This window comes from Novosphingobium sp. 11B (assembly GCF_054589055.1).
Window position 1 is genome coordinate 1 of sequence record NZ_BAAILP010000219.1, and the last position, 8,231, is coordinate 8,231.

Below are 8,231 nucleotides of genomic sequence, written 5' to 3' on the forward strand. Positions count from 1 at the left end.
GCGCGCTGCTCCTGATCCGCTAATGCGAAATGGTGCCGCTTCCAAAGTCCAGAGGCAGCTTCCGTGAGCGGGCTACCAATGGCGAGGTTTGAGGAACGTCTGAATATGTCGGCATCTGCCGGGATAACAGACCGTCAGCAGCTGGGGATCAAAAATTGGCTGCTGAGAGTCTTAAATGGGTCGTAGCCCGATGGTTCTGTGACCTCACAGCAAAGGTCTTCAGCGGCCACATTTGCGGCCTCGTTCACTCCGCTGGTGAGGATGTCAGTTTCGTCTGCTCGTTGGCCTGGTGCCAAGCTGATCGAGCGCATCGGGATTGTCGCGCCCCCATGCATAAAGCAACTCGACTGGTTCAACGAAACGTGTGCCCAGCGCGGTCAGGCGGTATTCGACCGCCGGCGGAATATCGCTTTGAACATGTCGACTGATCAAGCCGATTTCTTCCATATCGCGCAGAGTCTGCGTCAGCATCTTCTTGGAAATGCCGGGAAGGCTTCTCTGCAAGGCACCAGTGCGGCAAGCGCCACCATGGCGCTCATGCAAAGTGTGCAGCACCATACTGGTCCATTTGGTTGCGAAAAGCGACAGGACCCGGCGCGGGGCGCAGTCTTCGCGCCATTCTTCTTCAGCGGTTCCGGGGAGTATGACCGGTTACCTTTTGGTGCCTAGTGGCCTATTTGGTGCCGTCTAGAACCAAACGCGGATCGTGCCTAGTTGAGTTGCTCTTGAACGAGACGAAGGCGATGATCATGGCGAAGACCGCGTTGGTAGTTGGCGCTAGCGGCATAGTGGGAAGCGCAACGGCGGCATTGTTGCTCGAGCGGGGCTGGACGGTTTATGGGCTGTCCCGGCGCCCGGTCGAGCAGCGCGGCGTAATGCCCGTCCTCGCCGACCTGCGGGATGCGCAGGCTACCTCGGCGGCTCTCGCGCAGATCGACCCAGAGGCTGTCTTCATCTCCACGTGGTTACGTCAGGACAGCGAGGCAGAAAACATCCGAGTGAATGGCGCTATGGTTCGGAACCTGCTCTCCGGCTTGCCGAAGGCTTCAGGCTCCCGCCACGTCGCGCTGGTCACCGGGCTCAAACATTACCTCGGGCCCTTCGAGGCATACGGGCAAGGGACCTTGCCTCAGACGCCCTTCCGCGAGGAGCAGGGTCGGCTCGATGTAGAGAACTTCTACTATGCTCAGGAAGATGAACTGTTCGCGGCGGCGCAGCGAGATGGTTTTACCTGGAGCGTTCATCGCCCCCATACGGTCATCGGCAAGGCGGTTGGCAACGCCATGAACATGGGAACGACCTTGGCGGTCTACGCTTCCCTGTGCCGAGACACCGGACGGCCATTCACCTTCCCCGGGTCGGCCGCACAATGGAATGGCTTGACCGACATGACTGACGCCGGGCAGCTGGCGCGGCATTTGCTATGGGCGACGGAGACCGAAGCTGCCCATAACGAAGACTTTAACGTAGTCGATGGCGATGTATTCCGTTGGCAGTGGATGTGGAGCCGGATAGCAGACTGGTTCGGCATCGAGGCAGAGCCCTTTGATGGAACGATCCGCCCATTGGAAGAGCAGATGGCGGATGATGCTGGTAACTGGCGGGTGATAGCGGAGCGTGAAGGTCTGACTGAGCCGGATTTGTCGCGTCTCGCATCTCCCTGGCACACCGATGCTGATCTTGGCCGACCGATCGAGGTCGTTACGGACATGTCAAAGAGCCGGCGGCTCGGTTTTACGGCATATCAATCGACCGAAGAGGCCTTTTACGCTCTATTCGAAAGGCTCCGCTCGGATCGTCTCATCCCGTAATGCTGGCCATGTGGGAGGGATGAGCGGACAGTCCGCACCTGAGGAACCAAAATCGCTGGCGTAGCGGCAACAAAGGGTCGAGATAAGCAGGCTGCAGCTGAGATGAGGCGCTATTAATCTCCGCTACTCTGCTACCCGCCAGCTGCGACCAGGTCCGGCCGTTCGTGAATGAGCCGACGAAGGTGCTCGAACTACTATTCAGCCCCGCCCCGGATCAACCACAAATGGCCCGGGTGGGCGGCAGCGCGGGTGCGAGGGCATATTGCAGCCTTGGGAATAATGCTGCACTTCCGCAACCGGGTGGCAAATAAGCGGCGAGCCGAGGAGAGCACAAATGACCGCACCACGTGAGAGCAAGACCGCCATTGGGGATCACCAGCTTCATCCCGACACCCTGATGCTGAACTACGGCTACGACCCGTCATTGTCCGAAGGTGCAGTCAAGCCACCGGTATTCCTGACGTCCACTTTCGTCTTCCCGACCGCTGAGGAAGGCCGGGACTTTTTCGACTATGTTGCCGGTCGCAAGGAGCCGCCGCCGGGCGAAGGTCGCGGACTGGTCTACTCGCGCTTCAACCACCCCAACAGCGAGATCGTCGAGGATCGCCTGGCGGTCTACGAGGGCGCCGAAGCGGGCGTGGTCTTCTCATCGGGAATGGGCGCGATCACCACCAGCATTCTGGCGTTCGCCAGACCAGGCGACGTCATACTACATTCGCAGCCTCTCTACGGCGGGACCGAGACTCTTCTGACCCGAACCTTCGCCAATCTGGGCATCGGCGCTGTCGGCTTTGCCGATGGCCTCGATGAAAGCGAAATCGTCAGCGCGGCACGTAGAGCCGCCGCCTTGGGGCGCTTGTCGGTGATACTCATCGAAACACCTGCCAATCCCACGAACAGCCTGGTCGATATCGCCCTTCTCGCACGGGTCCGCGATCTCATCGCGCTGGAGCAGGGGCATCGCCCGCATCTCATGTGCGACAACACCCTGCTCGGCCCGATCTTCCAGCAGCCTCTGCGGCACGGCGCCGATATTTCGCTCTATTCGCTGACCAAGTATGTCGGCGGCCATTCGGATCTGGTCGCAGGAGCCGCGCTGGGATCGGCTGCCATCATGCGGGAAGTCCGGCTACTGCGCAGCGCAATTGGCACGCAGCTGGATCCGCACAGCAGCTGGATGCTTAGTCGTTCGCTCGAGACACTCGGCCTGCGGATGGAACGCGCGAACGCGAATGCTGCCGTGGCCGCCGCTTTTCTGCGCGACCACCCCAAGGTCGAAGCCGTGGCCTATCCCCCGTTTCATGCCGAGGGCTCACCGCAGGCGAACGTCTTTGCGGCGCAGTGCGAAGGAGCGGGATCGACTTTCGCCTTCGACATCGCGGGAGGGCAGCCGGCGGCGTTCCGGTTCCTCAACGCCCTGCAGATCTTCAAGCTCGCGGTCAGCCTGGGAGGCACGGAATCGCTGGCGAGCCACCCGGCCACAACCACCCATTCCGGCGTACCCGTGGAAATCCGGGACCGGATCGGCGTCCTGCAGTCCACGGTCCGCCTGTCCATCGGAATCGAGAACGAAAGCGATATCGTCGCGGATCTGTCTCAGGCACTCGACCAGGCCTGAATATCGACCCGGCTGGTTCATAATTTCACTCAAATCAGGGAAGGAAGGGCACATGACGGACTTCGTCAAAGTGACCAACGACCGCCACGTTCTGGAAATCGAGATCGACCGCCCCGGGAAGAAGAACGCGCTGACCGGCGCCATGTACCGGATCATGACGAGCGCCCTCGCCGACGCCTCTCACCGAAGCGATGTTCGCGCGGTGCTCATCCATGGTACGGGCGGCGCGTTCTGTGCCGGGAACGACCTGGCCGATTTCGTATCCGGCCCGGAAGGCGCCGCCGCCGCCTTCGATTTCATCCGGGCGATAGCCATGTTCCAGAAGCCGATCGTCGCTGCGGTCCAAGGCCTTGCCGTGGGCGTCGGAACGACCCTGCTGTTCCATTGCGATCTCGTTTACGCAGCCCCGGACGCCCGGTTCGTCATGCCGTTCGTCAACCTCGGGATCGTCCCGGAAGCGGGATCAAGCCTGCTGGCGCCCGCTACGCTTGGGTATGCCAAGGCGGCATCGATGCTGCTGCTGGGTGAGCCGATGGATGCGCAAGGCGCGGACATGGCGGGCTTGATCACCGGTATCGTTCCGGGCGATGGGCTTCTCGACCATGCGAGGAGCAAGGCTCGGTTTTTGACCATCAAGCCGCCGGAGTCCCTTCTTGCAACGCGGCGTCTTATGAAAGGCGATCAGGCCGCTGTAGCTGCACGCATCGAGGAGGAAGCAGGCCTTTTCCGCAGTGCGATGCAATCGCCCGAGGCCCAGGAAGCCTTCGCTGCGTTCTTCGAGAAGCGCCAACCTGTCTTCGTTTCGCGAGGCTGAAACTTGCCCCTTGCCCCTGGTACCCACCGCGCTTCTCGCTTGCGACACTCCGCTCTATCAGCTTGGGCTTGAAGCCGTGGATATCGGCTGCTTCATGGAGGCGGATCCGGGACGAGCGCACATACGGTCGGCTGGTGAGAAAGCTGGACGACTGCCCCTGCCGCTCGCGCCGCTCGCGCCGCTATGCCGCTGTGCCGCTGTGCCGCTGCCATCCCGGCCGCAGGGCGTTCTGCCGCGTTCAAGGCATTCATCGATCTCGCACGCCAGTTTGCGGCCGCCAGAACGGGGACGCCACGCGGTGCGTTTCAACCGAAGCCTGTGGGCGCTCGACCACGCGCCCCACACAATCCAGAAGGAAGATCCTGATGCTCGACGGCCCCCGCCTCGCCCCGTTCTCCGGCAATGCCCCCGATGCTCTGGTAGTCCTCCTCCATGGCTATGGCTCCAACGGCGAGGACCTCATTTCGCTTGCAAGCATGATTCAGCCCGCCTTGCCGAATGCCGCCTTCGTGGCGCCGAATGCACCCTCGCAAATCCCCCACATAGCGGCCGCTTACCAGTGGTGGCCGATCGAGACCTTCTCGATGGCAGAACGTGCCGCCGGTGCGGCCGCTGCGGCGCCGATGCTCGATGCCTTCCTTACTGCTGAGCTCGAAGCTGCCGGGCTGCCCGGCAACCGCCTGCTGCTTGTCGGGTTCAGCCAGGGCACGATGATGGCGCTCCACGTGGGATTGCGCCGGACCGAAACTGTCGCCGGAATCGTCGGCATCTCGGGCATGCTGGTCGCGCCGGATCATCTGCAGGCAGATATCCGTAGCCGCCCGCCAGTCCTGCTGATCCACGGCACCGAAGACGAGGTGGTGCCGTTCCGTTCGATGGATCTTGCCAACACCACACTCACGGCAGCCGGCGTGGGTGTGGAGATGCACGTCTCGCCGGGGCTGGGCCACAGCGTCGGGCAGGATGGCCTCGAGGCAGCGGCGGCATTCGCCCGGACGGTCATCGGCTAGACCGCGCAATCCGACCTCACAGCGCACCTCTGCCCTCGAACGGCGGCAGATTTCATGTGCCCGCTATGACATCCAACTCGTCAAGAACATCCTGCGACAGGCGCAGCCTTTCGGCCGCCAGGTTTTCCGTCAGATGCGCGACGCTCGAGGTGCCGGGGATCAGGAGCAGGTTGGGCGAACGTGCCAGCAACCACGCCAGCGCAACCTGCAACGGGCTGGCTTCGAGCCGCGCCGCGGTCCGGGACAGCGCATCCGACTGGATCGGGCTGAACCCGCCCAGCGGGAAGAACGGGACGTAAGCGATCCCCTGGGCGGCCAAATCTTCCACCAGCGCGTCGTCGGCACGGTGAACGAGATTGTACTGGTTCTGCACACAGACCACCGGCGCGATCTTCTGCGCCTCGGCTACTTGCTCAAGGGTGACGTTGCTAAGGCCAAGATGCCGGATCAGCCCCTGCTCGCGCAATTGCGCAAGCGTGGAGAACTGTGCTTCGAGCGATCCTTCGCTCGGCGCGTGGACATCGCCCATCAGCCTCAGGTTGACGACATCGAGCTGCTCCAGTCCCAGATTGCGCAGGTTGTCGTGCACCGCCTGCGTCAGTTCGGCGGGGCTCTGCGCCGGTAGCCACGAGGCATCGTCGCCGCGAACTGCGCCCACCTTGGTCACGATGACCAGATCATCGGTATAGGGATGCAGGGCCTCGCGGATGATCTGGTTGGTGGCATGCGGTCCGTAGAAGTCGCTCGTGTCAATATGGTTGACCCCGGCCTCTACTGCAGCGCGCAGGACCGCAATCGCGGCAGCGCGATCGCGCGGCGGGCCGAACACGCCGGGTCCTGCAAGCTGCATGGCGCCGTAGCCCATCCGGTTGACGGTACGGTCGCCGAGTTCAAAGGTCTTCGCAGTGGCAAGGTCGGTCATGTGCAAGTCTCCTGTGACGGTGCAACAAGGCATATGGGCTAGTTGCCATCGATCGATAAGCCGTGCAGTTTGGAACAGGCTGTACGAGAATATGCACAATGGCGACTGAACTCGACGACCTATCGGCTTTCGTGGCCGTCGCCCGCGCGGGCGGCTTCCGCGAAGCGGCGCGCGTATCGGGCGTTTCCGCGTCCGGCCTCAGCGAAGCGCTTCGGCGGTTGGAGACGCGGCTGGGCGCCCGCCTGCTGCACCGCACGACGCGCAGCATCTCTACCACCGAAGCAGGCGCACGGCTGTTCGAACGCCTCTCCCCCGCCCTCGCCGAGATCAGTGCCGCACTCGACACCGTCCATGCCGAAACCCACCAGCCAGCCGGCACCTTGCGACTCAATGTCCCGGCGAACGTCGCCAGGACCGTCCTACCCGGCATCCTGCCGCCATTCCTGAAGGCGCACCCCCAGATCCGCGTGGAAGTGGCCGTGGAGGACAGCTTCGTCGATATCCTCGCCTCCGGCGCCGACGCCGGAATCCGCTACGAGGAACGGCTGGAGCAGGACATGATCGCATTACCGATCGGGCCACGGTCGCAGCGGATAATTACGGCGGCGGCTCCCGCCTATCTGGATGCCCATGGCCGCCCCGCCCATCCCCGTGAACTCCTCGACCACGCTTGTCTGCGCCTGCGCTTCTCCAGTGGCGCACGGGCCACCTGGGAGTTCGAGCGCGGCGACGAAGTGATCCGCCTCGACCCTCCCGGCCCCCTGCTCATCCAGCCCGGATCGGCATGCGACCTGCTGGTCGAGACGGCGGCGGCTGGCCTTGGTGTCGTGCGGCTTTTCGAAGACTGGCTTGCCCCGGCCATGCAGTCAGGAGCCCTGGAACGGATACTCGACGAATGGGACGAGCCGTTCTCGGGGCCGATGCTGTATTATTCCGGCCGCCGCCAGCTTCCCCCTCCGCTCAGGGCCTTCATCGACTTCACCCGAACGGAGCCAGCCATGCCGAAGCCGCAGAGGTAACGACATCGGCCTGCATCAAGGTGCCGTCCGGGGCTACTGAGTGACTGCAACCCGTTCGGCGGCAATCTTTTTCAGCACCTCCTCGAACACCTCGACCGGCTGGCCGCCCGACACAAGGTACTTCTCGTCGATGATGATCGCCGGGACGCTCGAGATCCCCCGCGAGCGCCAGAGTTCCTCGTCATCACGGACTGCCGAAGCGAATTCGTCTCCGCAGAGGATTTCCGCCGCGCGCAACGTATCGAGGCCTGCGCGCGCGACTACGTCCAGCAGCACTTCATGGCGCGAGACATTGGCGCCCTGAGTGAAGTACGCCTCGAACAGCGCGTGCTTGAGTTCGGATTGGCGGCCCTGTTCTCCCGCCCAATGCAGCAGCCTATGCGCGTCGAACGTATTGTAGATGCGGCTCTCGTCGTTCATCGCAATTGTGAAGCCGACGCTTGCGGCGCGCTCCTGAAGCACCGCCCTGCTCGCGGCCGACTGTTCGGGCGTGGATCCGTACTTCTGGGCAATGTGCTCACGCAGGTTTTGCCCCTCGTTCCCCATGTTCGGATTCAGTTCGAACGGCTGGAAATGGATCTCGGCAGTGACTTCTCCCTCGAGCCGCTCAAGGGCGGCTTCCAGGCCCTTCAGTCCGATGAGGCACCAGGGACAAGGCCACATCGGACACGAAATCGATCTTCAACTGCTGGAGCATTCTCAGGCCTTCCTTCAATCGGCTGCATCGGCGTACCGTCGGACAGATGGGAACGATCGGGCGCATGACGAGAGATACCCGCCATTTCCCCGATTAGCGCCGCGGCTCCACCGAGACGATCGCACGGCGATAGCTGGTCAGCGCCGGCATGCCCCGGTCGCGCGCTTCGAGAATGATGTGGAAGCGGGTCGGCTCGGTTACCTCGGGCACCACGAAACGGGTCTCCAGAGGGTCACCGCGCTGGAGCTCGACGCGCGGGTTGCGGTTGACCGCCTCGGCCTCGCGATACTGCCACCAGGTGTAGTCCACGATGTCCCCGTCCGGATCGCGCGATCCGGAC

At 63.0% G+C, this 8,231-nt stretch carries 7 protein-coding genes and 2 pseudogenes; 5 read left to right on the forward strand and 4 right to left on the reverse strand.

Features of this window, described 5'->3' with window-relative positions; translation table 11 throughout:
• Positions 1 to 264: 264 nt before the first annotated feature.
• Entirely contained in the window at positions 265 to 645 is a 381-nt protein-coding gene (locus ACYPYD_RS19980) for a winged helix-turn-helix transcriptional regulator (protein ID WP_459665080.1), read from the reverse strand.
• 104 nt (positions 646 to 749) lie between these two features.
• Between ACYPYD_RS19980 and ACYPYD_RS19985 the strand changes: the two genes are divergently transcribed.
• The 4 genes from ACYPYD_RS19985 (at position 750) to ACYPYD_RS20000 (ending at position 5,253) form a co-directional block, all read left to right on the forward strand.
• Complete coding sequence (locus ACYPYD_RS19985) at positions 750 to 1,811, forward strand: SDR family oxidoreductase (protein ID WP_459665082.1); 1,062 nt, start codon at positions 750 to 752, stop codon at positions 1,809 to 1,811.
• Between the two features lie 334 nt (positions 1,812 to 2,145).
• Positions 2,146 to 3,429 carry a cystathionine gamma-synthase family protein gene (locus ACYPYD_RS19990; RefSeq protein WP_459665035.1) on the forward strand — a complete coding sequence of 428 codons (1,284 nt, stop codon included), beginning with the start codon at positions 2,146 to 2,148 and terminating at the stop codon, positions 3,427 to 3,429.
• A gap of 52 nt (positions 3,430 to 3,481) precedes the next feature.
• Positions 3,482 to 4,243: an enoyl-CoA hydratase gene (locus ACYPYD_RS19995; protein WP_459665036.1), complete on the forward strand. Its 762-nt coding sequence runs from the start codon at positions 3,482 to 3,484 to the stop codon at positions 4,241 to 4,243.
• 365 nt (positions 4,244 to 4,608) lie between these two features.
• Entirely contained in the window at positions 4,609 to 5,253 is a 645-nt protein-coding gene (locus ACYPYD_RS20000) for an alpha/beta hydrolase (RefSeq protein WP_459665038.1), read from the forward strand.
• A 52-nt stretch (positions 5,254 to 5,305) separates the two neighbouring features.
• Here the strand turns inward: ACYPYD_RS20000 and ACYPYD_RS20005 are convergent, their stop codons facing one another.
• Positions 5,306 to 6,175 (reverse strand): aldo/keto reductase family oxidoreductase, encoded by an 870-nt coding sequence (locus tag ACYPYD_RS20005; RefSeq protein WP_459665039.1) that lies wholly within the window; start codon positions 6,173 to 6,175, stop codon positions 5,306 to 5,308.
• A 98-nt stretch (positions 6,176 to 6,273) separates the two neighbouring features.
• On the opposite strand from ACYPYD_RS20005, the gene ACYPYD_RS20010 reads away from it, so the two are divergent.
• Positions 6,274 to 7,194, forward strand: coding sequence for a LysR substrate-binding domain-containing protein (locus ACYPYD_RS20010; RefSeq protein ID WP_459665041.1), 921 nt, complete (start codon positions 6,274 to 6,276; stop codon positions 7,192 to 7,194).
• Positions 7,195 to 7,227: 33 nt separating this feature from the next.
• Here ACYPYD_RS20010 and ACYPYD_RS20015 read toward each other — a convergent pair.
• Together ACYPYD_RS20015 and ACYPYD_RS20020 are read right to left on the reverse strand one after the other, a co-directional pair.
• A pseudogene (locus ACYPYD_RS20015) lies at positions 7,228 to 7,891 on the reverse strand (DsbA family oxidoreductase).
• A 93-nt stretch (positions 7,892 to 7,984) separates the two neighbouring features.
• Positions 7,985 to 8,231 (reverse strand): annotated as a pseudogene (locus ACYPYD_RS20020) (hypothetical protein); the annotation flags it as partial.